Genomic DNA, 26,030 nt, shown 5'->3' with positions numbered 1-26,030 from the left:
CCAAGATGCTTGTTGCTAAACTAAAAGAAGTCTGGAAAGAGGTTACACTACTTAGTACTTGGATTGCTTCAGTCACCGGTGCTTTTATTATTCCGTTGCCCTCTTGGCATGCAACAGACGAGAACACAGCTTTTTTTATGAAGTTTGGGGTATTTATAGCCACTGTACTTGCTGGTTTTTTGATTTTGTATTCTTTTAAAAATAAGTCAGCAAGAACCTGGATGCGTTTATCAATAGAGTTTATCGCTCTTTTTGTAGGTGTGTATGCTATTTATCATTTTGCTAGAGAAGCCAAAACGTTACCTTATCTCGATAAAGATATTGTTATTGGTAACGAACTACTAGATAATAATCCTTTTGAAACTTTTAAAACAGCTCACGGGTTTTTACCAGCCAGAAATGAACAAATGATGATCATATTGGGTGACCCCGAAAAAGCTTGGGTTAAAGAGAGTATTATGTCTAATAGAATACAATTAATGGCACTGTTATTTTTTTGCTACTTGTTCTCGGCAGGATTTATGATCTCTTTTTGTAATCTAATTATCTTGTATAAAGAAAAGTATCAAAAAAAGAATACTACAGTTTCTAAAACTGTTATAGAATAAGAATACTATAAATTAAATTCTATTTAACATCCTATTTAGTACTAAAAAGTTTAAAACCTATTATACCTGTAACCACAAATTTTAATGCGTTTTTTAAGGTTTCTTTATATCAATTAAGAAGATGTATGTGTGAAAAGAAATCAATCACTTGTGTTTTGGTTATGATTTTTTTCTTTATCTCTTTTACACAATTATTAGCGAGTACTCAGAAAATAAACAGTTTACAGGATCAATTAAATGCACATAAAGAAGAAGATACCATAAAAGTAAATTTGCTTAATGCCATTGGTTTTGAATATTGGATAGTAGATGCCAATGAATCTATTATTTACGGAAAGGAAGCATTGCAATTATCAAGATTATTAAGATATCCTGCTGGTTTAGCTAAGGCAAATCGTATAGTCGGTGTTGCATATTGGGCTCAAGGTGACCAAAATAAGGCTTTGAAATATCTAAATACTTCTTATAAGATTTACGAAAAAGTAAATGATAAGAGAGGAATAGCGAATACAAGACTTAATATAGGAATGGTATATGCTGATCTTAGGGAGTATGAGAGAGCTTTGCAAAATTATGACCAAGCGATTAACGAATTTACTGCATTAGGATTAAAAAGTAGGATTGCAACAACGTTTACCAAAATAGGTACTATTCTTATAAAACAACATAAAGATACCAAGGCTTTACAATATCTTACAGATGCATTACAAATGCATATTGTCAACGAATTCACTTATGGGATTGCAGAAGTACATAATAGACTAGGGATTTTATACCTTTCTAAAAATGAAATTGAACAGGCTAGTTATCATATACAAAAATCAATAAAATTAGGTAGAGAGGTAAGTGATATTGATGGGCTGACGAATAACTTTGTTATTCACGGAAAAATATTAAGATTGTCTAATAGACTTGATGAAGCCGCAATCGAATTAAATAAGGGGTTAGAACTTGCTAAAGAGAACAATTTAAAGAAATATGAATTGTTTGCGTACGAAGAGTTAAAGGAATTAAAAAAACAACAATCTAAAGCAGAAGAAGCCCTTACATTTTATGATAAATATACCACGCTTAAAGACTCTCTTTTTAATTCTGATAAATCAAAACAAATCGCCTATTTAGAGTTTGAAAATGAATTAGATATAAAAAATAAAGAGGTATTGGCACTTAAAGCAAAAGAAAAAACAGATAACTTTATTAAACTTATTTTAATTCTTGGAGTTACAAGTATATCTATATGTGGTTATGTAATTTTTATGATATCAAGACAACGTGCTAAAAAAAGTAAACAATTATCGACTAAAAGTCAAGAATTGTTAGAATCGGTGTATGCGCTAAGTCAAAAAGATTTAGAAAACTCAGAATTAAAGCAAAAGGAATTGAAGCGTCAATTAGATTTTAAAAATAAAGAACTCACATCATATGCATTAAATTTTATAAAAAAGAATGAAGTAGTACAACAATTACAGACAACTATAAAAAGTCTTAAAAAATCACCTGCTGTAGAAAAAGATAAATTGATAGCGGATCTAAATAAGATTATACGAAAAAATTTAAGCATCGATAGAGATTGGGAAGATTTTAGTAGATTTTTTGAAGATGTACATCAGGGTTTTTATACAAAGTTAAAATTGAAACACATGGATTTGAGCACAAATGACTTAAAAATATGCTCTCTGATTCAATTAAACCTTAATATTAAAGAAACGGCTAGTATTCTTGGAATATCACCAGAAAGTGTGAAAACTGCGCGATACCGTCTTCGTAAAAAACTAGGATTAGATCCTGGTCAAGAAATTCTTACCTATTTGATACAGTTAGAACAAGAATAAAAGAACTGGAATTAAAGTATTTTTTATAGGCTTTGGTGAAGTTGAATACCGTAAAATCACATAAAGCTTAATTATTTAATGATGTTTACTTTAGAAAATAAAAATGTGTTATATCAATTATAGCATGATGTTGTATTTTAGCTAAGATTAAATCGTTGACAATTATCTTATTTAAAATCCCTCTGTTTTGAAAACTAGAACTTTATGTGTGCTGCTATGTCTGATCTCTCTTTTTTCCTATTCACAAACAAAAGATAAGGTTACAGATGCACGTTCTCAAAAGATAGAAGCAATTAAACTAGAAATAGAAAAAGCAACCTCAGACTCTATACGTTTAAATCTTAGATTGGACCTAGCAGGTGAATTAGCTTATTTTGATGGTAATATAGCCAAAGAAATCTTTCTAGATGTTCATAACATCATTACGGATAAGGGATATAAAAGTTATTATTATAAAAAATTAGAAGCAGAATTATTATATAGTATGTCAAGCGTATCCTTAGATCTTCAAGATACTGAGGCAGCTTTGAAGTATGCAAATGATGCCTTAGCTATTGCTAAAGAGATCGAATATGATATGATTATAGGAAGAACTATAAGTAATCTAGGGAATATTTACTCAAGGCAAATGGATTTTGAGAAAGCAAAACAATTTCATAAACGAGCATTAGTATTCCATGAAAAGGCAAAGTCGGCTCGAGGGCAAGTACTTACGTTAAACCGCATAGGCAGAGTCTTTAGTAGACAGAAAAAGATAGATTCTGCCACATATTATTTCAAAAAGGCGATACAAGCTGACACCGCTAAGGCACTTAAGCTACAAGTAAAAGGAAATTTAGCCAGTATCTATGCAAATTCAGGGAACTATGAATTAGCGGGCGATATTTATAGAGAAAACTTAAAATTGTTACCTCCAACTGAGTATAAAATCAGAGCACATAACCATTCTAATCTAGCAAAAGTATATGATAATCAAAAAGAGTTTAGCAAAGCAAATGCACATATAGACAGTGCTATTTTCTTTTCAAAAAAAGTGAACGCTTTATATTTAATACAATGGGCATACCATACCAAAGTTGGAATAGCGCACAATCATAAAAAATTTTCAGAGTCGTATGAAGCTTTTTTAATTCAAGATAAATACAAAGATTCTTTAGTAAAAAAAAGTACAACAAAACGTTTTGCAGATTTAGAATTTGCATATCAGTATAAGAGAGAAAAAGAACTAACGGCAGTAAACCTGAAGAATGAAGCTACTAAAAAGAAATTGTATTTATCATTACTGGTTATTACGCTTGTAGCAGCTTTATTTTTAATTTACTTTATTAGAAAGAATAATAAACAAAAACTAGAGCTTATTGCAAATAAAGCCAAACTAGTAGAGGTTGAAAAATTAAAAACAGACCTAGCACTTGCACTTCGGGAACGAGAACTTAAAAAAGTGGTAGTAGAAAACTCTGTTAGAGAAGAAGTCTTTAATACTACAATAGATGATATTAAACAAGTTACAGCTTTAGAGGATGAAAGTGAACGTAAGTCTGCATTACGCTCGATATCGGCTTCGTTATTATCAGAGAAAGATGCTAAAAAATCATCATTAAGTTTACAGACGTACCTAGATGAGGTAAATATTGATTTTAAAATACTACTTGATCAACATTTTTCTGAGTTAAAACCAAAAGAAAAGGAACTCCTTTGTCTTATGAAAATGGAGCTTAGTACTACAGAAATTAGTAAACTTCAAAACAATACAGTGGCGGCTATAAAATCTTCAAGATATCGTATTCGTAAAAAACTAGGTTTAGATTCTAAACAAGATATTATTGCTTTTATTGAAAATAAAAATATCACGTTATAAGATATTAAAAGTATTTCTTGCACATAGTTTTTTAATTAAACTTACACTTTTTTTATCCTATAAAACCCCTTCTTTTTTGAGAAAAGCTGTATGGTTACCTTAAAATAACAAATAAGAATCAATACTTTGATTAGTTATTAAGTAATTGTAAATGAGTAGTTTGAATTATTTGATACTCTTTTGCTACCCCCTTTTTTTTGCAATGTAAGTCCCTTATACATTTCTTTGTTTAAGAATGTGATGTTTAACTTAAATATCACTTTTTGTTAAATACGTAAATGTAATATCTAACTCTGGATATGGTAGTTTACTATTTACAATTTTTACTCTAAAAAACCTTGATACTCTTTTATCAAAAAAAAGAATAAGATATATTTTATGAAACCAGATACTAAATATATTAAAAACGGTACGATCAATATTGCATATCAAGTTTTTGGTTCTGGTCCTATTGATTTAGTTTATATTCCGGGATGGGTATCGAATATAGATTGGATGTGGGCTTGTCCAGAACTTGTTAGCTTTTTAGAAGAATTAGGAAAAATAGCAAGAGTTATTCTTTTTGATAAACGTGGAACGGGACTTTCGGATCGTGTCGTAGAACTTCCGACCTTAGAAGAAAGAATGGATGATATTAGAGCCGTGATGGATGCTGTTGGTTCTCAAAAAGCAGCTTTATTTGGGCATTCAGAAGGAGGATCCGTCTCAGCTTTATTTGCAGCTACATACCCAAATCGCACGATTTCTTTGATAGCTTTTGGAATATTTGCTAAACGAATATATGCCCCTGAGTATCCTTGGGCACCTACTCAAGAAGAACGACAGGTTGTTTATGATATGATTGAAAATAATTGGGGTAGCGGAGAAATGGACTTAGAATCATTGGCTCCCTCTAAAGCAAATGATCCTGTATTTATGGATTGGTTAGCGAATTATTTTAGATCTGGCGCTAGTCCCACTGCGGCTATGATGCTTACCAAAATGAATACGCAAGTAGATATAATAAATATTTTAGGTTCTATAAAAGTACCCACTTTACTATTACAACGTACCCATGATATTGATGTAAAAATAGAAGAAGGAAGATATATTGCCGAACGTATTCAAGGAGCAAAATTAGTAGAGTTTGAAGGTAGTGATCATTTATTTTGGACAGGTAACACAAATGAGATTCTAGAAGAAATAAAGGCTTTTATATTAAATGTAAAGCCAAAACCGGTATATGAAAAACAATTATTTACCATACTAGTGGGACAAATATTATCTTCAGAAATAAATATAGATAAACATAAAGCGTTTATAAAGCAATCTGTAGAGAATTATAGAGGACGTATAATTCAATATCATAAAGAAACATTTATTGCCACTTTTGATGGACCTAGTAAAGCTGTTCATTGTAGTATGAATATGATTGGCGCTATCCAAAATATGAATGCACAGTTAACTACAGGTGTACATATCAAAGAATGCCTGGTAGGTAACCCTATATGCCAAGAGATAGAAGGTTTCAAGACATTACTTCTTCAAAAGTCGATGCCTAATCAAATTTTATTAACCCAAACGGTCAAGAATTTGGCTGCAGGAGCTGGTGTGCATTTTACACAATACAAAGCGATTTTTGAAACCGAAGCAGGAGAATCATTATCGTTATATACTGTTAGTGACAAACCCAAACATACTATACCACCACTAAGAATTGAATCTAAAAGACTTCTTCAAAATGATTCTTTTCTTGAAAAAGTACTTCAAAATATTGATAACCATCTTAGTAATGAACATTTTGGAGTAGAAATGCTTTGTAGAGAAGTAGGTGTGAGCCAACGGCAACTACAACGTAAACTGAAAGCAATAACCAATAAATCTCCAAATAAACTCATCTGTTCTGTGCGTTTGCATCGTGCTAAAGAGCTAATCCTTAGTCAACAAAAAACTATTGCCGAAATTGCTTTCTTGGCAGGTTTTTCTAACCCTTCTTACTTTTCTAAATGCTTTAAAAAAGAATTTGCAATAAGCCCATCTGATTTGATAAGTTAATAGGTCTAATACCTTTTTAATATTTCGTATCTGGTTGTGTAGAATTCTATTAACAAACAATTTAATCATTAAACATATTCAATATATTGTTTAATTACTCTACCTCTTGTTACTATAGTTTTCTTTTTCTGATGAATTTATATGAAAACCATTGTTATAAACGTTTTTACCTTACAATTAGTTAAGTTGTAGTATTACATTTTCAAAACGAAAAATTGATTTTGAAAAAAGATCATCATAAAAGGTATTAACTTTATTGCTAGATTAAGGAAGCTAAAGATCAATGGATGTTAGAAAAAGTATAGCATATCTATGCGTAATGGTTTTTTATTATACCCAAGGTTGCCTTTGGTCGCAGGAGAGACCAAAGGATTTCAATTTTGTAAATATAAAAGATGGTATTTCAAAAACTGCCGTATCAACTATTATTCAAGACCATTATGGTTTTATGTGGATTGGTACTAATGGTGGAGGTCTGCACCGATACGATGGGATTGAGTATATATCCTACAAACACGAACCAAGAGATTCTGTATCGCTTAGTAGTAGTATGATTTATTCGGCTTATTTAGATAAAACAAATAGGTTATGGATAGGTACTGAAAATGGTTTAAATGTATATGATAGAGATCTCAACCAATTTAGAAGGATTTGCATAACAGAGCAAGGTAAGAGTCATTGTGATTCTAGTATGGCCATAAGCAGTATTATTGGTGATGATAACGGGGATTTGCTTTTTGGTGTTTTTGAACGAGGCTTATTCAAATTAACACTTGATGATTTTAAGACGCACCATATAGCTAACCTTGATACCATTTCTTCAGGAAGTATTCTAAATATTAATAGTCTTGTTGCCGATAGTAAAGGAACTATCTATGCAGGAACTAATAAAGGACTTAAGCAATATGATCCAACGATAAATACGCTTCGTAATTCGATATTTGAGATCGAAAATCAAGATAAAACTATCGACGAACCTATTCAATCTTTATTAATTGATAATGAAGATAACATTTGGATAGGCACAGTAGATAAAGGCCTCTATAAAATAAAAAGAGATCACAATGCAAATCATATAATTTCAAACTTTGAAGTCACTTCAAAACGGATTTTATCATTAATTACAGTAGGAGATGGCACCATATTATGTGGTACAGAAAATGACGGATTAATACATTTAAGTAAAAACGGACAAGTATTTAAAAATTATGTATTTGATAAAGCAGATAAAAACAGTATTCAATCAAATTCAATATGGTCGTTGTTTAGAGATAAAAATGATCGAATTTGGATGGGGTATTACAATAGAGGAATAGGAGTTTATGATAGGTTATATGATAAGTTTAAGAATATAGAAAGTTTACCTCATAAAAAAAACTCCTTAGAAGTAGGTTCAGTTACGGGCATTATAGAAGATCGATTGGAGCGATTATGGATAAGTATGGACGGAGGGGGAATTGATATTTATACCCCTAAAAATAAAAAAATCACTCATATAAATAATCAAAGTCAAGAATACTTGGGGCTGGATGCACATGATATTCAAACTATTTTTATGGATAGCCAAGACAATATATGGGCGGGAAGTTGGAATAATGGAATTTATTTCCTTAAAAAAGGAGAAAATCGTTTTGTTAATTTTAATTCAGAAAATACAAACGGAGAATTAACCTCAAACCGAATATTAAGTTTTGCTGAAGATACTAATGGTAGAATATGGATAGGTACTTTTCACGGAGGCATTGTTTCATATCACCCCAAAGAAAGTACTATTAGGCACCACAAAACACAAGAATTTGTGGATAATGGTTTACATAAAAATGACATTAGGAAAGTTCTAGTAGATACAAATAATAATATATGGATTGGATCTACCAATGGCTTATATAAAGTTTCTGCAATTAATAAGGATCAATATTCTGTTATGGCAATAAGCCCAAAAATGTTTGGGAATTTTAAGAATACAGCAAGTGTAAAACATATTTTATCAATGTACGAGAGTGCAAATGGATCACTATGGATAGGAACAAAAGGTGCTGGTTTATGGAAATACAATAGCGATAAAGAAACTTTTATTTCTTATAATGATCTCTATGATTTGACTGAAGAAAATGTATCTGCTATTATAGAAAGTGAAAATCGAAATATTTGGATAAGCGGTAACGAAGGGCTTCATAAAATAGATATGATAACTAACAATATCACGAACTATACTACAAATGATGGATTGTTATCAAATGATTTTAACTTTAATTCGGTGTATAAAGACAAAACAGGAGATTTATACTTTGGCGGTTATGAAGGAATCGATTACTTCGACCCCAAAAGTATTAAGATCAATACAGCAATACCTTATTTATGCTTAACGGATTTTAGACTGTTTAATCAAAAAGTAGTACCCAATGCTAAAAACTCTCCTTTTCAAAAGGCAATTTCAGAAACAGATAGTATCTCTTTAACCTATAAACAATCCGTATTTACTATAGAATATACAGGGGTTAATTATACAAGACCCGAAAAAAACAAATATGCATATTATTTAGAAGGCTTAGAAAAATCATGGAATTATGTAGGAAACACAAGAAGTGCAACCTATACAAACCTAGACTACGGTAATTATATATTTAAATTAAAAGCAGCTAACAATGATGGCATATGGAATGAAACTCCATTAAAACTAAAAATAACGATACTACCCCCGTGGTGGAAAACAAAATGGGCTATCGTATCATATGCTTTTCTGCTTCTTTTCGTGATTTATATGGTAAATCAATTAAATCAAAGAAGAATTAAAGAAAAACAACTGATTAAGTACGAGAGAGAAAAAAGAGTAAAAGAAGAAGAGTTACATAAGAAAAAGCTTCAATTTTTTACCAATATATCTCATGAATTTAGGACTCCCCTTACCTTAATTATCAATCCGCTTATTGATATTATTAATAACAAAAAATATGATTTACCAGATGAGATTAAAGAAAAGCATCATGTTATTCATAAAAATACAGATAGACTTTCTAGATTGATAAATGAAGTTATGGATTTTCGAAAACTAGAGTTAAACAAACTAAAAGTTAAAGCTCAACAGTTAGATATTATCCAATTGGTTAACTATGTCGTTGATCATTTTATTGAAGAAGCACGTGATAAAAATATTGATTTGCAAGTCGATCATGATGGTTCAGAACTAGAAGTATGGGTGGATAAAAATATGATAGAAAAAGTTATTTTTAATCTTTTGTCCAATGCTTTTAAAGTTGTTACTGAAAAAGGAAGAATTGTAGTAACAATACATATTAAAAGAAATCTTCAAGAGGCCATTGCAGATACTAATGCACATAGAGATATGTTTGAAATAAGTATCTCTGATACTGGACCAGGTCTCGAAAAAGAACAACTAACCAAGATATTTGAACGGTTCTATCAAGTTGATACTCTTAATAAAGGATATTATGGTGGAACAGGAATTGGCTTAGAGGTTGTAAGAAGTTTTGTGCAATTGCATAAAGGAAAGGTTGAAGTAGATAGCGTTTTAAATAGTGGCACGACTTTTACAGTGATTTTGCCATTAGGAAAATCTCATTTTCAAGAAGACGAAGTTATATGCATTACTAATAACGCCAAACCAGAGGTAGAACAAATGATTTTGCCTAGTACAATGGATTCTCAAAAAGAAAGTATAAAGGATAATGACTTAAAAAAATCTAGACTTCTAATCGTTGAAGATAATATCGAACTACGAAACTATCTAAAAAATGAACTAAACGATGTGTATAAAGTATTTACAGCATCAAATGGTGATGAAGGATTAAGACAGGCTAAAAAAGAAATACCTGATATTATTATTACTGATGTTATTATGCCAAAAATGAACGGTTTTGATTTTTGTACTAAGATAAAAGAAGATATAAAAACCAGTCATATCCCTCTTTTAATGCTAACAGCCAAAACAATGCAGGATGATAGACTAAAAGGTATAGAATCTGGTGCAGATGCTTATCTCAACAAACCGTTTGATCTTAGAGTTTTAAAATCTCGACTTAAACAATTATTATCCAGTAGACAGATATTATTTAATAAATATTTTAGCGCCATTAGTGATAATGATAATAATAAAAATACGACTTCATTAGATAAAGAATTTATCCAAAAAGTATTAAAACACATTAATAAGGATATAAGCAACCCTGATCTTAGTGTTGAGTCTTTAGCATTACAACTACATTTAAGCCGCAGTCAATTTTATCGAAAGATAAAAACACTCACAGGACAAACTGCAAGTCAATTTTTAAGAAATATTAGATTGCAACGAGCAAAACAAATCCTAGAAGAAGGACAAACCAATATTAGTAATGTTTGCTATCAGGTTGGCTTTTCTTCACCTTCTTATTTTACAAAATGTTTTAGGGGTCATTTCGGTATTTTACCTACAGAAGTTGATACAAAAAAAACCTAATTTTTGTGTTTCAATACTAAGAGTAATTGAAAAAGCAAGACGGATATTTTTTAGTTTAAAATACTCGATCAAACTAGAGTGTGGTTTTTTATCGTATTCTTTTTAATACGCTATTAAAAATTAAATTTCTTCTAATTCGTACTGTGATAATTCTATATTAAAGAACGGGTACACGTTATATTTAGGGCTCTTGCCCTAAATGCAACAAATATTATAGTCTATGCTTTTTTTGTTTCATCCCCTTTTTTTTTCTGTTTCTAAATTGGCAAAAAATTATAATGGAGATCATTTTAACAGGAAGAGAACACCAGTTCTTTCTAGTTTGATTTTTAAGTAGTATGTCATAAATAAAGCATCTTCTTATCGTTGTAATACTAAATATAAAAACCAATGAAAAAACGAATAAGCCTTAGTGGTTTTATAATGATTTTAATTGCTATACAATTAAATGTTGGGTGTACCTCAAAAAAAGAAAAGGAAAAAGAATATGACTATAACTTTCAAGACTCATCACTAGAAATAGATGAAAGAGTGAATGATATGATAAGTCAGATGACACTTTCAGAAAAAGTATCACAAATGCGATACGATGCTCCGGCTATAGCACGACTGGGAATACCTGAGTACAATTGGTGGAATGAATGTTTGCACGGTGTTGCCAGAGCGGGTGAAGCAACGGTTTTTCCACAAGCAATTGGTATGGGAGCAACTTTTGACAAATCACTTATATTCAAAGTAGGAACTGCAATATCAGATGAGGCAAGAGCAAAACATCATCGTTTTAGTGATCAAGGTAAAAGAGGTATTTATCAAGGATTAACTTTTTGGACCCCCAACATAAATATTTTTCGTGACCCGAGATGGGGTAGAGGTCAAGAAACATATGGAGAAGACCCTTATCTAACAGGGCGCATGGGTGTAAATTTTATAAAGGGCTTACAAGGTGATGATCCAAAATATTTAAAGGTAGTAGCCACGGCAAAGCATTTTGCAGTTCATAGCGGTCCGGAGAAATCTAGACATGAAGATAATTATCAAACATCTAACAGAGATCTTAAAGAAACGTATTTGCCTGCTTTTGAAGCTGCCATAAGAGAAGCTAATGTGCAATCGGTAATGTGTGCCTATAACAGGTATAGAGACGAAGCTTGTTGCGGTAGTAATTTGTTGTTAAATGATATTCTTAGAAAAGAATGGGGGTTTGATGGTTATGTGGTTTCTGATTGTTGGGCAATTAATGATTTCTGGAAACCGAACAGGCATGGATTATCAGAAACTGCCGTTGAAGCCTCTGCACTTGCTGTAGATAGAGGTACTGATTTAAATTGTGGGAATGCTTTTGACCCTAATCTTGAAGAAGCCGTTCTAAAGGAGATCATAGATGAAGAAAAAATAGATATTGCTTTATCCAGATTAATGACAGCTCGATTTAAACTTGGAATGTTTGATCCTGATAAAATGGTATCGTGGTCCAAAATACCATACGATGTCGTATGTAGTGAAGAGCATTACAAGTTATCCGAAAAAACAGCTAGAGAGTCAATAGTTTTATTAAAAAATGAAAATAAAACGCTTCCGTTAAAAAAAGATATTCCTTCAATTGCAGTAATCGGTCCCAATGCAAATGCAAAACAAGTATTGTTAGGCAATTATCATGGTACTCCACATAACAGTATTACTCCCCTAAAGGCAATAAAAGAAAAACTTCCAAATGCAAAAGTGCATTATGCAAAAGGTAGTGATATAGCAAAAGGATGGCCATTACTGCAAACAATTCCTTCATCTGTACTTCATAACGGAAAAAGTTCAGGATTAAAAGGAGAATATTTTGATAATAAAGAGTGGAAAGGCAATCCTAAAATTACTAGAAATGATAGTGTCATCAATTTTGTTTGGATGCCCAAAAAACCAATTGATAGTTTAACCTCTGATGCATTTTCTGTAAGGTGGACAGGGCAACTTATTCCAAAAGAAAGTGGTAATTACCGAATAGGTTTGCGTGCAAGTAGTGCAGGGAAATTATATGTAAACGATTCATTAAAGTTTGAGTTTAGTGATGATCACGAACCTAAAACTAGATATTTTGATACAAATTTAAAAAAAGGAATAGCGAGTAGAATAAAGATAGAGTACTATAACTACCATGCAGACCCCCAAGCCCAATTATTATGGGCAAAGTTAGATGATGATCTGTTATCGTCAGCAATTGAAGCTGCAAAAAAATCAGAAGTGGTTGTGCTTTGTTTAGGGTTATCACCAGATATCGAAGGAGAAGAAATGCCAGTAGTCTTAGAAGGATTTGACAAAGGTGATAGATCAGAGATTTCATTACCTAAGACGCAAATTGCATTAATGAAAGAAATTACTGCGCTGGGCAAACCTGTCATTGTTGTTTTGATGAACGGAAGCGCATTGGCAGTTAATTGGGCAAATGATCATGTTCCTGCTATTTTAGAGAGTTGGTATCCAGGAGAATTTGGAGGAAGAGCAATTGCAGATGTGTTGTTCGGAGATTATAATCCAGCGGGACGATTGCCTGTTACTTTTTATAAATCAGTAGAAGACCTTCCTGATTTTAAATCATATGATATGACTAATAGAACCTATAAATATTTTAAAGGCGAACCTTTATATGCTTTTGGGCATGGATTGTCGTATACCAACTTTACGTATTCAAATTTAAAAGTACCAGAGACTGTTACGATATCAGAAAATATACCTGTAATAGTTCAAGTTACCAATTCTGGAGATGTAAATGGTGATGAGGTCGTTCAACTTTATCTGTCTCATAGTAAAGCTGTAAATGATGGGCCTAAACATTCTCTTGTTGGTTTCGAAAGGATCAATTTAGATCCAAATCAAACAAAAGAAGTGCGTTTCACAATCACTTCAAAACAGTATGCATCAATCACATCAGAAGGTAAAGAACATATCAATAAAGAACCAATTAGAATATATGTAGGAGGAAAACAACCTAACTCGAAAAATGAAATTGAAGATTCTAAAGCAACACAAGTTTTGACAAAAGAAATAACACTTAAATAATAATTATAAATTAACACAAATCATGAAAAAACACCTAAAAACCTATCTATTAGTACTATTGTGCTTCTTATTTAATAGTACATTAAGTGCGTATTCTAGTGATTACTCAGCACAAGAAAAACCACTAATTCAAATTCAAGAACCTAGTAAAAAGTATGAAAAAGAAAAGAATGATAAATTAAAAATGAATAGGCCTGCGCCTGTTATTCCGGATCAACCTTCTTTTGAGACGGATGTTTATCGAAATATGTTTGTAGAATCCGGAAAAAGCAATGAAGCTGTAGACCTTAAATTAAATCAAATCTGGGAACAATATTTTGTCAACGGAAATGTAAATACCGAAAAACTGTATTATGAAGTTGATACCGATATGGCTTACATTTTAGATACAGGAAATAACGATATTCGATCAGAGGGGATGTCCTATGGAATGATGATTTGCGTTCAACTTGATAAAAAAGAGTATTTCGACAAATTATGGAAATTTGCAAAACAGTATAGTCAGCATAAACCTGGAACCTCAAGAGATGGATTATTTTCTTGGCAGTTAACTAGCGATACCTTTTCAATGATTGATCAAAACTCTGCACCAGATGGAGAAGAGTATTTTGTGACGGCACTATTTTTTGCTCATGCCAGATGGGGGAGTATACAATCAGCAGATGGTTTTGATTCAGAGAGAGATGTTTTTGATTATGAAGGACAAGCAAATTATATTTTGAAAAGTATGCTTAATAAACCTAGTGCCGATAGTGGTCAATGTCCAACCAACTTAATCGATACTAATCAAAAACAGGTTGTTTTTGGAATATGCGGAGATTCTGCTACATATACTGATCCATCTTATCATTTACCTGCATTTTATGATATTTGGGCACTTTATGCTGATAATAATAATCAATTATGGTCAGAAATGGCAGAAACTAGTAGAACGTATCTTTTACCAAGAGCAGCTCACCCTGTCACCGGATTGATGCCCGATTATTCAGAATTTGATGGTACTCCGAAAGCTGTAGGTACCCATGCTAATTTCGAATTTGATGCTTGGAGAAATATTATGAATATGGGGTTTGATTTTGCATGGTTTCAAAAAAACAAAAACGATATACAACCATTAATAGATAAGCAAATAGATTTTTTTAAAGACAAACCAAATTATCCTGGTTTATGGACTTTGGACGGGACAACACCTCGAAATTCTGATCACAATGCCGGACTTGTAGCTTGCAATGCAGTAGGATCATTGGCATTAGGTGATGCAAAAGTTTGGCCTTTTGTAGATGAGCTTTTTGAAATGTCTATTCCGTCGGGAACATATAGATACTATGATGGTTTATTATATATGATGAGCTTTATGCATGTAGCTGGTGCTTATAAAATCTTTAAACCCGATGAAACCGGAAATCGAAGCCCAATTGCAAACTTCACTACTAATATTTCAGGTGGTATAGCACCAATTACAATAAATTTTGATGCATCTACCTCTTCTGATCCTGATGGGGACCAATTATCATATACTTGGGATTTTGGTGATGGACAAATTGGAACAGGAATGATAATTACGCATGAGTATGCTACTGCTGGAAATTATGAAGCTACATTGGTAGTAAGTGATGGCAGTAAAGAAGCAACTAAGAGTATGACGATAACGGTAACCGACAATGCTATTCCTGTAGCTAATTTTACTGTAAGCGTTGATTCTGGTATAGCACCGTTAGAAGTTGATTTTGATGCTTCGACTTCTTCAAATCCAGATGGAGGAACTTTGAGTTATAGTTGGGATTTTGGAAACGGACAAACAGCAACTACTGTAAGGTCAACTACTACCTATACAGAAGTGGGGCAGGTGGTAGCCAGATTAACAGTAACTAACCAAGCGGGAAAGACTGCAATAGCAGAAAAAACAATTACAATTACGGGTGATAATCCAACTTGTAATTTTGGAACACCTATTAGTACACCTTTATCATCATTACATTCAGATTTTAAAAATATTTATGTATTGGGTAATGGAGGTCCTAATCTAGATAATGTAACAAACTTTACTATTAATTGGGATCTCGCAAATAATGGGATATATCAATTTTCTATGAATACCAACAATGGTATTCCTAGTTGGTGGAACAATTTCTTGCCAAAGATTGTACAAAACTTTAATTCATCACAACCAGAAATTAGATTGTCTGGAACCGGAATTCCTGAATTGGATGGAAGTTATTGGGTAACAGTAAATCAGGGAGATTTTGTGATGGTATCAAAAACAGATGGGTTTGTATTATATTTTAGCGCTGCTTCAACAGCTCCCGAGTGTGACAATAGTAAGAATGTCAAAAATCAGACAAATATTGTATTGGTACCGAATCCTGCAACTAGTTTTGTAGACGTTTTTGACAATAATAAAGGTGATAATCTAGAAATTAATATCGTAGATTTTTCAGGAAAAACAGTTTCAAGCGTATATGCAAAAGATATACAAAACGGATTTCGATTAGATCTAACTGAATTATCCCCGGGGGCATATATACTTGAGATCAGAAACTCCTCAAAGAAAGAGATAACCAGGAAAAAGATTATAATAAATCGATAGCTCAATAAATTTAAATAGTTAATAATCAAAAGGGGAATTATTGAGTGTATAAACCTTTGTAAATAATTATTTGCAAAGGTTTTTTCTTTAAATAATACTACGTATGGTACCTCTAAAAAGGTTTTAATTACATAGCACATAAGAGGAAAACTTAATGCAGAAATGCTATAATAAGGTTTGATAAAATCTGGTTTTACTGTGGTTAGGTTAAATTGATATCTTATTTTTGAAAGACTTCTTTGTAATTACAAGTTTTACCATTAAATCAAGAAAAATGGCAAAAATATTAACCGAAATATCTGTAGCGTTAAAAGAGTTTATTCAAAATCAAAAAATCTTCTTTGTGGGTACAGCTGCACAAGAAGGGAGAGTAAATATTTCTCCTAAAGGAATGGATACTTTACGTGTTTTAAATGGTAATAAAGTTGTTTGGCTCAATCTTACCGGAAGTGGTAATGAAACAGCTGCTCATCTATTAAAAAATGATAGAATGACCATTATGTTTTGTGCTTTTGAAGGAAAGCCTTTGATTTTAAGACTATATGGTTCTTCTAAAATCTATCATGATAGAGATCAAGAATATCACAAGTATATTTCGTTGTTTCCTGAAACTCCAGGTTCACGGCAAATTATAGAAATGCATGTTGATACTGTGCAAACTTCTTGTGGGTTTGCAGTGCCCTTTATGGATTATAAAGAAGAACGTACTGTCCTTAGAACTTGGGCAGAAAAACAAGGCAAGGATCGTATAAAAGAATATCACCAAGAAAGAAATAGCCGTAGCATAGATAATTTTGAAACGGGTATCTAGTTACAGTATTTTTTGATTCATAGTTATAAAGTAACTCCAACGATTACACCAATACCAATACCACCAATTGCAAATAAGATCTTTTCAAAAGCACTTTTTCTGCGTTGTCGCTTGGTGTTTTTTTCAACTATTTCAAGACTATTGCTTGCTTTTTCAAGACTATTAATAGTATAATCTAATGCTCTTTGCGTATTCGCCAGTGTTTCTTGGGTTCTTTTGTAAACCTGTAGATCAAGACTATCAGACGCTTTAAAGTTTATTTTTAGTTTACGTTCGAGGTCTATATTTCTACTTAGCGTTTGAGAGTATTTTTCGATTAGCGACTGCGTCATTTTATCTTGATCCAATGTGCTAGTAAATACATTTTTAAACGCCAGAAAAGTTTTCTTGTTTACAAGATAAATATCTGGAGTACGAAATACATACAAGCTATCTCTTTTTACTAAAAATGGTTCCCCTTGTCTGTCGGCATATGATTCTGGGATTTCAATGATTTTAGAAGAAGTAGTATCCTGACTATAAGAAAAAGAAACGGTTAGCGTCAAAAGGAATAATAATAAATTTTTCATGATTTTGTGTGAATAGAAAATAATTGATTGACTTAGTTTATACCTAGTGCATTTTTAATTAATGCTTTGTCTTCGGCTAGTTGATCGTTATTGATTTTTATAGAGTCTTTTATACGTTGTAATTCTTCCCAGTCTTTTGCATTTTTCTTTTGGAAATCAAATATTAAAGAATCACGTTTATGAATAAGTAGATCTTTTTGAAGTCTCATTTTTTCAAATTCTTTCTTGGACTTTTCTAAATCAGACTTTGTACTAACCAAAGTTTCTTTTGAGGTCTTTAGTTCTTCTCTAGCCCTATCTAATTCAGATTTTATAATTTTCCAATTAGAACCAGAATTAAATGTCATATAACCAATAATGACTAAAAACAAAAGAGCAACAATTTGAAGAATAGTATTTGGATTGATGTTTTTCATTGTTTTTGTGTTTATATATATTTTGACGAATTTCCTAAGTTGGGCTATTATACTTGACGAGTAAATGTAAGTATTTTATTCTTTTTCACCACAGGGGATAACACCCCAATTACAACAAAGTAGGTACAAAAAGTATTTACAAACCATGAATTACCCAATAACGCTACTTAATCTAAACATAGGTAAATACATGGCAATCAGAATCACTCCAACAATAATACCAACAATAATAGTTAACAAGGGGTTAAGTACATTAGATATAACTTGAGACTGATGTTTTACCTGTTGGTTATACTGCTCATTTAATTTTTGAAAAATAAATTCTGTTTGATTTGTTTCTTCTGCTACACGAATCATAGCAATCATTTTTTTGTCGAACACTGGATTTTGTGCAAATGAAGTACTTAATTTACCGCCCGCAATAACGGCATCATTTGTATTTTGCAATCCTTCCTGCAAGGGGTAAAAATTAATCATATTTTTTACCAGATCGATACTATCTACCATAGGGACTTTAGCCGACGTTAATAATGATAAAGCTTGCGTGAATTGAGCCATATATATTTTCCTGAAATAGTTTCCTAAAATTGGAATCTTAAGCTGCATTTTTCCAATAAATTTACGGTACCATGTTTTTTTTGATATGAAAGCTAATAGTATAATACCTATAGTAAAAATACCTAATAGTAGTATTCCATATTCACCCATAAAGTTTGAGAAATTAATAATTGCTTTCGTAATATTAGGAAGGTCAACATTATTCTGCTTAAATATATCTACAAACATAGGTACGACGTATCGCAACATAAAAAAGATTACCAAAAGTGCTGTGCATAATACGATAATTGGGTAGGTAAGTGCGGCAACAATTTCTCTTCTTAAATCATTCTTGCGCTTATAAAATTCACTAAGCTCTAAAGAAATCTGAGCTAATTGTCCAGTTTGTTCTCCGATCTTGATGGCATAATATTCATAATCTGAAAAACTCGAGTTATTTTTTAAGATGTCAGAAAAAGAACTACCATCTATTAGTTGTTGTGTCATTGTAGACATTAATACTCGGTCTTTTTCTTTTTTCTGGGTTTCTGATAATAATTCTAACCCACTTTTAAGATCTATCCCAGATTTTTGCAGCACACTTAGCTCTGCGTACCATTGCTCTTTCTTTTTGCTATTAAAAGCATTACCAAATAAAGTGATCTCTTTGGTTAATACCGAAGAGATATCAAAAGAACTTTGATTCTGTTTTTGCTTTTTAGTATTTGCAATTTTAATCCCCATAATTAAAAATGTATTGTAGGATCGTTGTGTTTATACACAAAAATACGATGTAAATCTGTTGTCTTATCAAAAGTAAGCTTTATGGCATCAATTCTTCCAGAGTTTACCTGCTGTCCTTTAAAGAAAAATACTTTCTTTTTTAATTGTACTGGATAATTATCTACCAAAGTGACAATACTATCATTTGTGAATTTATATACCCTTTGATGGATAGGAGAGGATAGTTCTAGTTGATCTTCTCTGGCATTCCATTGTATATCCGTAAATTTATTAAAGTCTATGGTAAGGGCCACTTCTAGAGATTGTATTTCTGATTGATAAGCATAGTTATTTTCGATACTTCTCATATTGCGCTGTACAATACCTAAAACAGAAAAAGCTAGCCCTGCAACAATAGCAGAGATCACAAGAACTACCATTACTTCGGTTAGTGTAAACGCTTTTATTTTTTGATTTACAATTCTCATTTAAGGTATAATACTTTATTATTCTCTTTTCCTTCTTTGGTATAGGTTAGATTGATAATGTTATTTTTCGAGTCGATATAAATATTCCATCCTGCAAAATCTTCAGAATAAGGTATTTTAAGCTGCTCATGAAGTACTAAGTATTCTAATTCTTTAATACGATTATCTATACTGCTAGTATCTCTTTTTACATGATTGTTAAAAATATTATTGAAACTTAGGCTGGCTATCATAAATACAATAATAATCAATACCGAAGCCGTTAATGTTTCGATAAGGGTAGCGGCTTTTATTTTTTTTAATACAACCATTTTGCGACACTATTTTTCGAGTTTATAAATGGCAATCCTGCATAATTGGGTATAGGGTTGTTTAATATTTTACCGTTATATATATGGTTTAAGTAAATCGATCCGGATTGATTGGCAATAAATTGTCTGGTGTATACAGAGCCTCGCACAATACCTTGAAAGTCTATATTGCCCTCACAATATACTTCGCCAATAATTTCGGTACCGAGTTCTGTTTTAAGATGGGTTTTGATTCGGTTTTGCGTGTCTTTTTGTTTTTTTAGATACACTACCGAACCTTCAATCAGCGTATTTTTGCTAATAGTAAAGTCTGGCTCTTTGTCTTGTGATGTAGTTCCTTCTGTAGTATTTTTTATCCTATTTTGATCAAAAAGTATTAGGGCAGAAGGGTAAGAGAGGTAACAACCTTTGCCAACGGTTATTTTTTTGGTTGCAATGGCCTGTAAATTTCCTCTTACATTGTCCTTAATTATAATATTGGGCGCAATAAGAATCACACCTTCTAATTTAGCGGTCGAATGTACAATGATTTGTATAGCCGATTGTATGGTTATATTTCCTGCAATATCTTCATCTCCCAAAATAATAGTGGATGGGCTAGAGATATTTTGACCCTGTTTGTAAAAAGTATGTTTAAGCTCTTTTTTTAATGAAATACTGTGTTCTTCATTTAATAATGACCCGTTAGAAAGTCTTTCTAGATACGATATCCATTGCTGATCTACTTTGGGTAGTGTTGCTTCGCTTTCGATAACGCGACCGTAGTATAAACTAGATCCTTGATAGTAGTTTCCAGAAATATTACCGGCTTTTACACCTTGTTTGGGTAAATAGCTGTTGCCCTCTAATCTAGTATCACCAACTATCACTAATGGAGAGTTTGTGTTTGCAAGATATAGATTCGGTGATTTTTGATCAAAAGTAGATCCGATCAATGCCGTTTTCTTGATTTTTTGATGATGCGTTTCAATTTGCGAAAATACTTTGGTCCAAGCGCCATGATAATTAGTAAATAGCTTTTGTTGTTTATCACCTTCAGTGGTTACAATCGTATCTTTTGTTGTAATTCTTTCAGGAAGGGATTTAAAAATCTGCTGATTTGTTAATGCTGAAGTCTGTAATACTTCCTGAGTTTTTATAGTAAAGAATGATTGCACATGGGTAAGCAATAAAAAAGCACTTAGCAACAGGGCAACAAGTACCGAGATTAATAAAGCAAATTGCATTGCTTGTGCTTTTATTTTAAAGAGTGCTTTTATAAGTTTGGATTTATAGACATGCGCTTTATTTTAAGATCTCAAAACGCTTTATTTTTCCTTTGTACTGTAATTGTACCCAAGATGAATTTCCTTTGGTTAGTTTAACTTCAGAAATAACATCTTTGCGTTTCATTAATTGATCAGTACCATTAATTTCTACTAGATAAATAGCGGTGGCACCATTGCCTCCTGTGACTACTCCTTTATACCGAATAGATGGCCAGTTGATTACTGTTTTTTTAACCTGAGCCACTTTTTTAACAGGTTCTTTTTTAGGTTTATATACAGTCCCTAAAAAAGGATCCCGAGTTACATCACTTATCGAGAAACGATCTCTCTCTTTACTTTCAATTTTAGAAAAAGCAATAGGACCAATGTTGGCAATTTCGGGATCATCATCGGTAAACGCATCTGTAATCTGAAAGATAATTGCTCCCCAAATAAAGACCACTAATGGTAATAATATGTATAAACCTTTTTTGCCTTTTAGCATATATACTTTAGTTTATAGAAAATGTAAAAGTAGTACTTGCAGCACTTTCATTATTTGCTTGATCAGAAGCTTTTAAGAACCAATAATAGGTCTTGTTAGCTTCTAGAGTGATTTCTTCTGGAGAGGTTGCCTCTTTCTCCATTACAAGTTGTGTTAAGGCCTCATCTTCATAGATAAAAATAGTATCTATCTCTTCAGAACCAGCTACTGCGGCTCTTGTCCATGTAAAACTCACTGTAGTACCTGTTACTGTAGCATTATTTGCTGGGGCAGTAGCTGTAGGAACATTTGGATTCATAGTATCTATGGTAAGCGATCTTGTAGTATACAATGTGTTTTGAGTGGCATTCTCTGCACGTACTTGCCATCTTGTAGCACCCTCGGGAAACGTTAAGGTCACCGATGTTGTACTTGGTGTTTCTTCTTGTAGTACTTCATCACTGGCATTAAGCAATTGTACTCTATACGAATCTGCTCCTTCTACTACTTGCCATTGCATCGTAATTTCTGGCTCATTAGTAAAAATTTGATTTGCTGGGGATACTAATAATACTTGCCTAGAAGAGAAATCGGTAGGTTCTGCTACTGTAAATCCTGCTGCTACATATGGGGTAGCTGTTCCAGAGTTTTGTGCACGCACTCGCCACTCATAAGTGTTTTTGACTAAGCTTACACTAAATTGTGTTCCCGTTACAACTGTATCTTCTACAATCTGGGCTGCATTTTCAAAATTAGGACGAGCAATTTGCAAACGATATCCAGTGGCTTGATCTACAGCATCCCAATTAAAGTTTATCGCTGTAGCTTCTATTTGCGCGCCATCTTTTGGCGCAATGATCGTAATGGTTTCTTCGGCAAGATCTTTTTCTATAAAAGCTTCTTCACAACCTGATGATAGTATTGTGATACTTAATAGCGTATATATAATGTGCTTTTTCATAGTACTATTTAAAATCTCATTTATGAACTTATAGCTTAAAATAATCCATTTTTTCTTTTGCTTTACCAACATCACGATAGGTGCTTTTTGGACATGATGAAGTTTTATCTACAATATCCGATAACACTATTTTTCGTTTGCCATTGGCACCCCAACAAAAATACGATAGTTGGTATGCAAAAACTGTTGCTGATCCAAAATCTATAGTTTTATAAGACTTACCATCGCGAACCAAAGAAAGTTGGTATTGTTTGTATTTGGTATTGACTAAAAAGACAGCTTCTGCAGCTGTAATTTCTTTAACTTGCTGATTAGGTAATGCTAGCGAAACGGCAGATACAATACCTGCATCTTTTTGATTTTTTACGTATTGAATGGTTTGCTCATTTTCTTCTTTTTGTAATGCTGAAAGTAAGCTTACTCTATCTAATAGCTCTAGGGTAATAAATATGGGTTTTGTTTTAACAGAATCAATATAGGTAATGCCCTGTTTATTGTCTTTTGCAATTTGAGTATATGTCTTAAACGTAGTTTTATCAAAAGTGGTTGTAATCACCCCGACTCGAATAGGCTTAGCATAGGTTGGTAAAGCAGTTTCTTTAAAATCAGAATGTAGTATTGTGCCTTGCTGCATCCCAATCACTCCTAATGCAACAGGAGTAGAGGTGGCAGTGCGCATTGCCGATTTATTTACTTTAATACTATGACATGATGTAATAGTAATTAATACTGCTAGCAGTACCAGATATTTTTTGTAGCTCATTGGTTTCAATACAATTAACGGCCAAAGATAATAGAAGCATGCTAATTATCCCAGTAGGGCGTTGTTTATTATTAGTGTCTTTTGGGTATAAAATGTTACCCTAAAAAAGATTTTAAAAAGTTGAAAATATGTTGGGAAGACATGAGCAAGGTACAAAATTATACAGATATCATGCGGTTTGTTTTTTATAGTGTAACCACTAAAATAAATGCATTTATAAGGATTGCTTTACTTTAGCAGTTCTTAATCTATACCAAACGATCAATGTCTATAGAGTTTACAAAAACTATCATCGAAGTTATATCAGCAATCCTAATCCTGATTGCCTTTGAATTACTAAACCGAAAACACCTAAAAGGATATTCGTTTATGGCTATAGGTCAATTATTGGCAGCAATCATATGTGTTATGACCTCGTTATGGTTTCTTGCATTTATGCATGCAATTAATTGTTTATTGATGGTGCGTGGTTATCTAAAATGGAAAACCAATAATGAGTAAAGTGTTTACAAACTTTATTGTATGGTATTACTTATAGTATTTGATTTAATTGTATACGTGTGATAACACAGATTTGTAATCTGTGAGTTCTATAAAACTGAAAACATATATTTTGCTGCCACTAGCCGTAGTACTAAATCGATGGTACTCTGGTTTGATATCCTTGAGGACTTATTATGATTACTTTTGTTATTTTATTACTGATACCAAGCAAGGTAAAAACTTCATTTTATTAGATTTAATAGATCAAGTATTTGTTGTGAAGGTTTGATTTTTGAATTCAAAATAAATAGGATCTTGTTCTATCATTTGCAATAGTAGTTTTTTGGATTCGAATTTCTTTTTTCGCGTATACCCTTCTGAGTATCCCATTAAAACTGCAATTTCTCTCATACTTTTCCCTTCAAAAAAAAGAGTTAGCACCCTTTTGTTAGATTCATCTAGTTTTAGAAAATGTTTTTGATATAGATTCTGTTGTTCTTTATTAATTATATTGTTTAAAAGAGAATCATTAATAGAGTGATCTTGAATTTCTATAAGTTCAGTGTTTAAAACAAGTTTCTTTTTTTTACGTAATCGATTCCTCCATAGATTTTTACAAACTCCTAAAAAATAAGTTAATACAGTACATCTAATCTCTAAGGATCCTTTTTGTAATTTTTGATAAATAAGTAATAGTGCATCCTGAAATACATCTTCAACATCTTCTTCACATCCTGAATTTTGAATAACATAACTTCTGACATAAGGAATGTTTTGTTGATAGAAATCTGTTAGAATTAATTCATCTCCCTTTGAGATACCTTCTATTATCATAGCATTTTTGTCATTTTTCATATAGAAGTATTTATAACCGTTAACAATTTTGTTGTTTTAATGAGTTCAAACATTAATAAAAGCAGTGGTGTAAAAAACAGATCATTTATAATCCTAGAAAATTTATTTTTAGGCTGCTGTAGTTTCTTAAAGTAGCTCTTTCTTTTCCCTGACATTTATTTCGATTTTGGTTGCAATTTAGTCCAATATATAGCTCAAACACAAATGATATTAACCTGTTTTCCCCGAATACGGGTTTAAGAACTTAATTAGTGTTTTGTTTTAAAAAACTGTAATTCAAGATATTGTGTGGTTGTTAATAGTGGTTGAATACTTTTATGATCTCTTTAAGGAGTTTTATAATTATGTATATTAATAATGTATGTATGGTTAACTAAAATAGAAAACGAATAATGGTTAAAGTGACTTGAAAAGTGTAAAAGTGTTCTCTAGTTTTATCTTTTGGAGCGTTTATGTTTATATTTACTCATACTTGGTGTGGAAAATAAGTCCATGCTATCTAATCTACGCTATCCGGTTGTTTTTGGGTCATAACTGCTCAATTTTAGGCTTCATAAGCTTAACTTTGAACTTACCTATGTGAGTGATGGACCTTTTTGACCTTCTGTTGGGCCATTTTGACGAAAATTTGAGTATTATGAGTCTAAAATTGAGATAAGAAAACCAAAATTTCAACACATCTTCTTAAAAATTAGACCTTGACTCTTGAATTTTGAGCCTATCGAGTTAAAAATAGCACCTTTTAAGTTAAACGGAAGGCCTTTTTGGCCCATCGGAAGGTGTTTTGAGTTAAACATTCTGTATTTGATACCAATAATGCGAAAACACGGATTTGCAATCCGTGTTTTCTATTTTAAAATATGTTTAAAACTATTATTTTTAATATTATTTCTAAAATACTAATATAAAAGCCGCAACGATAAAAAGTTACGGCTTTACTTACTCATACTGGCACGGAAAACATT

General features: G+C 32.0%; 19 protein-coding genes. 9 read left to right on the top strand and 10 right to left on the bottom strand.

Translation table 11 applies throughout. The features are described 5' to 3' along the window. The first annotated feature begins 5 nt into the window (after positions 1 to 5). The 8 genes from AWE51_RS10760 to AWE51_RS10725 all read left to right on the top strand — a co-directional run bounded on the left by AWE51_RS10760 (position 6) and on the right by AWE51_RS10725 (position 17,228). Complete coding sequence (locus AWE51_RS10760; protein WP_066313353.1) at positions 6 to 608, top strand: hypothetical protein; 603 nt, start codon at positions 6 to 8, stop codon at positions 606 to 608. A 125-nt stretch (positions 609 to 733) separates the two neighbouring features. Further along, complete coding sequence (locus tag AWE51_RS10755; protein ID WP_082832399.1) at positions 734 to 2,440, top strand: tetratricopeptide repeat protein; 1,707 nt, start codon at positions 734 to 736, stop codon at positions 2,438 to 2,440. 187 nt (positions 2,441 to 2,627) lie between these two features. Continuing rightward, positions 2,628 to 4,298: a tetratricopeptide repeat protein gene (locus AWE51_RS10750; RefSeq protein ID WP_157766072.1), complete on the top strand. Its 1,671-nt coding sequence runs from the start codon at positions 2,628 to 2,630 to the stop codon at positions 4,296 to 4,298. A gap of 378 nt (positions 4,299 to 4,676) precedes the next feature. Further along, a complete protein-coding gene (locus AWE51_RS10745) occupies positions 4,677 to 6,332 on the top strand; it encodes an alpha/beta fold hydrolase (protein WP_066313347.1) in 1,656 nt (551 codons plus the stop codon). Between the two features lie 283 nt (positions 6,333 to 6,615). Next, a complete protein-coding gene (locus AWE51_RS10740; protein ID WP_082832398.1) occupies positions 6,616 to 10,785 on the top strand; it encodes a hybrid sensor histidine kinase/response regulator transcription factor in 4,170 nt (1,389 codons plus the stop codon). A gap of 390 nt (positions 10,786 to 11,175) precedes the next feature. Further along, the gene (locus tag AWE51_RS10735) at positions 11,176 to 13,830 is read left to right on the top strand and encodes a glycoside hydrolase family 3 protein (RefSeq protein WP_066313331.1); all 2,655 of its coding nucleotides are present in this window, start codon (positions 11,176 to 11,178) and stop codon (positions 13,828 to 13,830) included. A 22-nt stretch (positions 13,831 to 13,852) separates the two neighbouring features. Further along, positions 13,853 to 16,417: a glycosyl hydrolase family 8 gene (locus tag AWE51_RS10730; RefSeq protein WP_066313329.1), complete on the top strand. Its 2,565-nt coding sequence runs from the start codon at positions 13,853 to 13,855 to the stop codon at positions 16,415 to 16,417. A 274-nt stretch (positions 16,418 to 16,691) separates the two neighbouring features. Further along, positions 16,692 to 17,228 (top strand): pyridoxamine 5'-phosphate oxidase family protein, encoded by a 537-nt coding sequence (locus AWE51_RS10725; RefSeq protein ID WP_066313326.1) that lies wholly within the window; start codon positions 16,692 to 16,694, stop codon positions 17,226 to 17,228. Positions 17,229 to 17,251: 23 nt separating this feature from the next. On the opposite strand, the gene AWE51_RS10720 is transcribed toward AWE51_RS10725, so the two are convergent. From AWE51_RS10720 to AWE51_RS10680, 9 genes are all read right to left on the bottom strand, one after another. After that, a complete protein-coding gene (locus tag AWE51_RS10720; protein WP_066313318.1) occupies positions 17,252 to 17,797 on the bottom strand; it encodes a hypothetical protein in 546 nt (181 codons plus the stop codon). A 32-nt stretch (positions 17,798 to 17,829) separates the two neighbouring features. Continuing rightward, positions 17,830 to 18,213 (bottom strand): hypothetical protein, encoded by a 384-nt coding sequence (locus AWE51_RS10715; protein ID WP_066313316.1) that lies wholly within the window; start codon positions 18,211 to 18,213, stop codon positions 17,830 to 17,832. A gap of 150 nt (positions 18,214 to 18,363) precedes the next feature. Beyond that, on the bottom strand, positions 18,364 to 19,494 hold the full coding sequence (locus tag AWE51_RS10710; protein ID WP_066313314.1) for a type II secretion system F family protein: 1,131 nt from the start codon (positions 19,492 to 19,494) through the stop codon (positions 18,364 to 18,366). Between the two features lie 2 nt (positions 19,495 to 19,496). Then, the gene (locus AWE51_RS10705) at positions 19,497 to 19,961 is read right to left on the bottom strand and encodes a PulJ/GspJ family protein (protein ID WP_066313312.1); all 465 of its coding nucleotides are present in this window, start codon (positions 19,959 to 19,961) and stop codon (positions 19,497 to 19,499) included. Beyond that, positions 19,958 to 20,272, bottom strand: coding sequence for a hypothetical protein (locus tag AWE51_RS10700; protein ID WP_066313311.1), 315 nt, complete (start codon positions 20,270 to 20,272; stop codon positions 19,958 to 19,960). Before AWE51_RS10700 ends, AWE51_RS10705 begins: the two co-directional genes overlap by 4 nt. Continuing rightward, complete coding sequence (locus tag AWE51_RS10695) at positions 20,260 to 21,498, bottom strand: hypothetical protein (RefSeq protein WP_066313310.1); 1,239 nt, start codon at positions 21,496 to 21,498, stop codon at positions 20,260 to 20,262. Before AWE51_RS10695 ends, AWE51_RS10700 begins: the two co-directional genes overlap by 13 nt. A 58-nt stretch (positions 21,499 to 21,556) precedes the next feature. Further along, entirely contained in the window at positions 21,557 to 22,024 is a 468-nt protein-coding gene (locus tag AWE51_RS10690) for a hypothetical protein (RefSeq protein ID WP_066313309.1), read from the bottom strand. Positions 22,025 to 22,031: 7 nt separating this feature from the next. Then, positions 22,032 to 22,964, bottom strand: coding sequence for a hypothetical protein (locus tag AWE51_RS10685; protein ID WP_066313483.1), 933 nt, complete (start codon positions 22,962 to 22,964; stop codon positions 22,032 to 22,034). 28 nt (positions 22,965 to 22,992) lie between these two features. Next, complete coding sequence (locus AWE51_RS10680) at positions 22,993 to 23,727, bottom strand: hypothetical protein (RefSeq protein ID WP_066313307.1); 735 nt, start codon at positions 23,725 to 23,727, stop codon at positions 22,993 to 22,995. Between the two features lie 264 nt (positions 23,728 to 23,991). On the opposite strand from AWE51_RS10680, the gene AWE51_RS10675 reads away from it, so the two are divergent. Continuing rightward, positions 23,992 to 24,228 carry a hypothetical protein gene (locus AWE51_RS10675; protein WP_066313305.1) on the top strand — a complete coding sequence of 79 codons (237 nt, stop codon included), beginning with the start codon at positions 23,992 to 23,994 and terminating at the stop codon, positions 24,226 to 24,228. 246 nt (positions 24,229 to 24,474) lie between these two features. Here the strand turns inward: AWE51_RS10675 and AWE51_RS10670 are convergent, their stop codons facing one another. Continuing rightward, entirely contained in the window at positions 24,475 to 25,065 is a 591-nt protein-coding gene (locus AWE51_RS10670) for an RNA polymerase sigma factor (RefSeq protein ID WP_066313303.1), read from the bottom strand. Positions 25,066 to 26,030: the final 965 nt, after the last annotated feature.

It is taken from the genome of Aquimarina aggregata (genome assembly GCF_001632745.1).
In the GTDB taxonomy this organism is placed as follows: Bacteria; Bacteroidota; Bacteroidia; order Flavobacteriales; family Flavobacteriaceae; genus Aquimarina; species Aquimarina aggregata.
This window is presented reverse-complemented; position numbering and strand designations above follow the sequence as displayed.

What these genes read in the sequence shown, in the direction of transcription:
- AWE51_RS10760 (WP_066313353.1), top strand. Translation starts at nt 6, where the DNA reads ATGCTTGTTGCTAAACTAAAAGAAGTCTGGAAAGAGGTTACACTACTT.
- AWE51_RS10755 (WP_082832399.1), top strand. Translation starts at nt 734, where the DNA reads ATGTGTGAAAAGAAATCAATCACTTGTGTTTTGGTTATGATTTTTTTC.
- AWE51_RS10745 (WP_066313347.1), top strand. Translation starts at nt 4,677, where the DNA reads ATGAAACCAGATACTAAATATATTAAAAACGGTACGATCAATATTGCA.
- AWE51_RS10740 (WP_082832398.1), top strand. Translation starts at nt 6,616, where the DNA reads ATGGATGTTAGAAAAAGTATAGCATATCTATGCGTAATGGTTTTTTAT.
- AWE51_RS10735 (WP_066313331.1), top strand. Translation starts at nt 11,176, where the DNA reads ATGAAAAAACGAATAAGCCTTAGTGGTTTTATAATGATTTTAATTGCT.
- AWE51_RS10730 (WP_066313329.1), top strand. Translation starts at nt 13,853, where the DNA reads ATGAAAAAACACCTAAAAACCTATCTATTAGTACTATTGTGCTTCTTA.
- AWE51_RS10725 (WP_066313326.1), top strand. Translation starts at nt 16,692, where the DNA reads ATGGCAAAAATATTAACCGAAATATCTGTAGCGTTAAAAGAGTTTATT.
- AWE51_RS10720 (WP_066313318.1), bottom strand. Translation starts at nt 17,797, where the DNA reads ATGAAAAATTTATTATTATTCCTTTTGACGCTAACCGTTTCTTTTTCT.
- AWE51_RS10715 (WP_066313316.1), bottom strand. Translation starts at nt 18,213, where the DNA reads ATGAAAAACATCAATCCAAATACTATTCTTCAAATTGTTGCTCTTTTG.
- AWE51_RS10710 (WP_066313314.1), bottom strand. Translation starts at nt 19,494, where the DNA reads ATGGGGATTAAAATTGCAAATACTAAAAAGCAAAAACAGAATCAAAGT.
- AWE51_RS10705 (WP_066313312.1), bottom strand. Translation starts at nt 19,961, where the DNA reads ATGAGAATTGTAAATCAAAAAATAAAAGCGTTTACACTAACCGAAGTA.
- AWE51_RS10700 (WP_066313311.1), bottom strand. Translation starts at nt 20,272, where the DNA reads ATGGTTGTATTAAAAAAAATAAAAGCCGCTACCCTTATCGAAACATTA.
- AWE51_RS10695 (WP_066313310.1), bottom strand. Translation starts at nt 21,498, where the DNA reads ATGCAATTTGCTTTATTAATCTCGGTACTTGTTGCCCTGTTGCTAAGT.
- AWE51_RS10690 (WP_066313309.1), bottom strand. Translation starts at nt 22,024, where the DNA reads ATGCTAAAAGGCAAAAAAGGTTTATACATATTATTACCATTAGTGGTC.
- AWE51_RS10685 (WP_066313483.1), bottom strand. Translation starts at nt 22,964, where the DNA reads ATGAAAAAGCACATTATATATACGCTATTAAGTATCACAATACTATCA.
- AWE51_RS10680 (WP_066313307.1), bottom strand. Translation starts at nt 23,727, where the DNA reads ATGAGCTACAAAAAATATCTGGTACTGCTAGCAGTATTAATTACTATT.
- AWE51_RS10675 (WP_066313305.1), top strand. Translation starts at nt 23,992, where the DNA reads ATGTCTATAGAGTTTACAAAAACTATCATCGAAGTTATATCAGCAATC.
- AWE51_RS10670 (WP_066313303.1), bottom strand. Translation starts at nt 25,065, where the DNA reads ATGAAAAATGACAAAAATGCTATGATAATAGAAGGTATCTCAAAGGGA.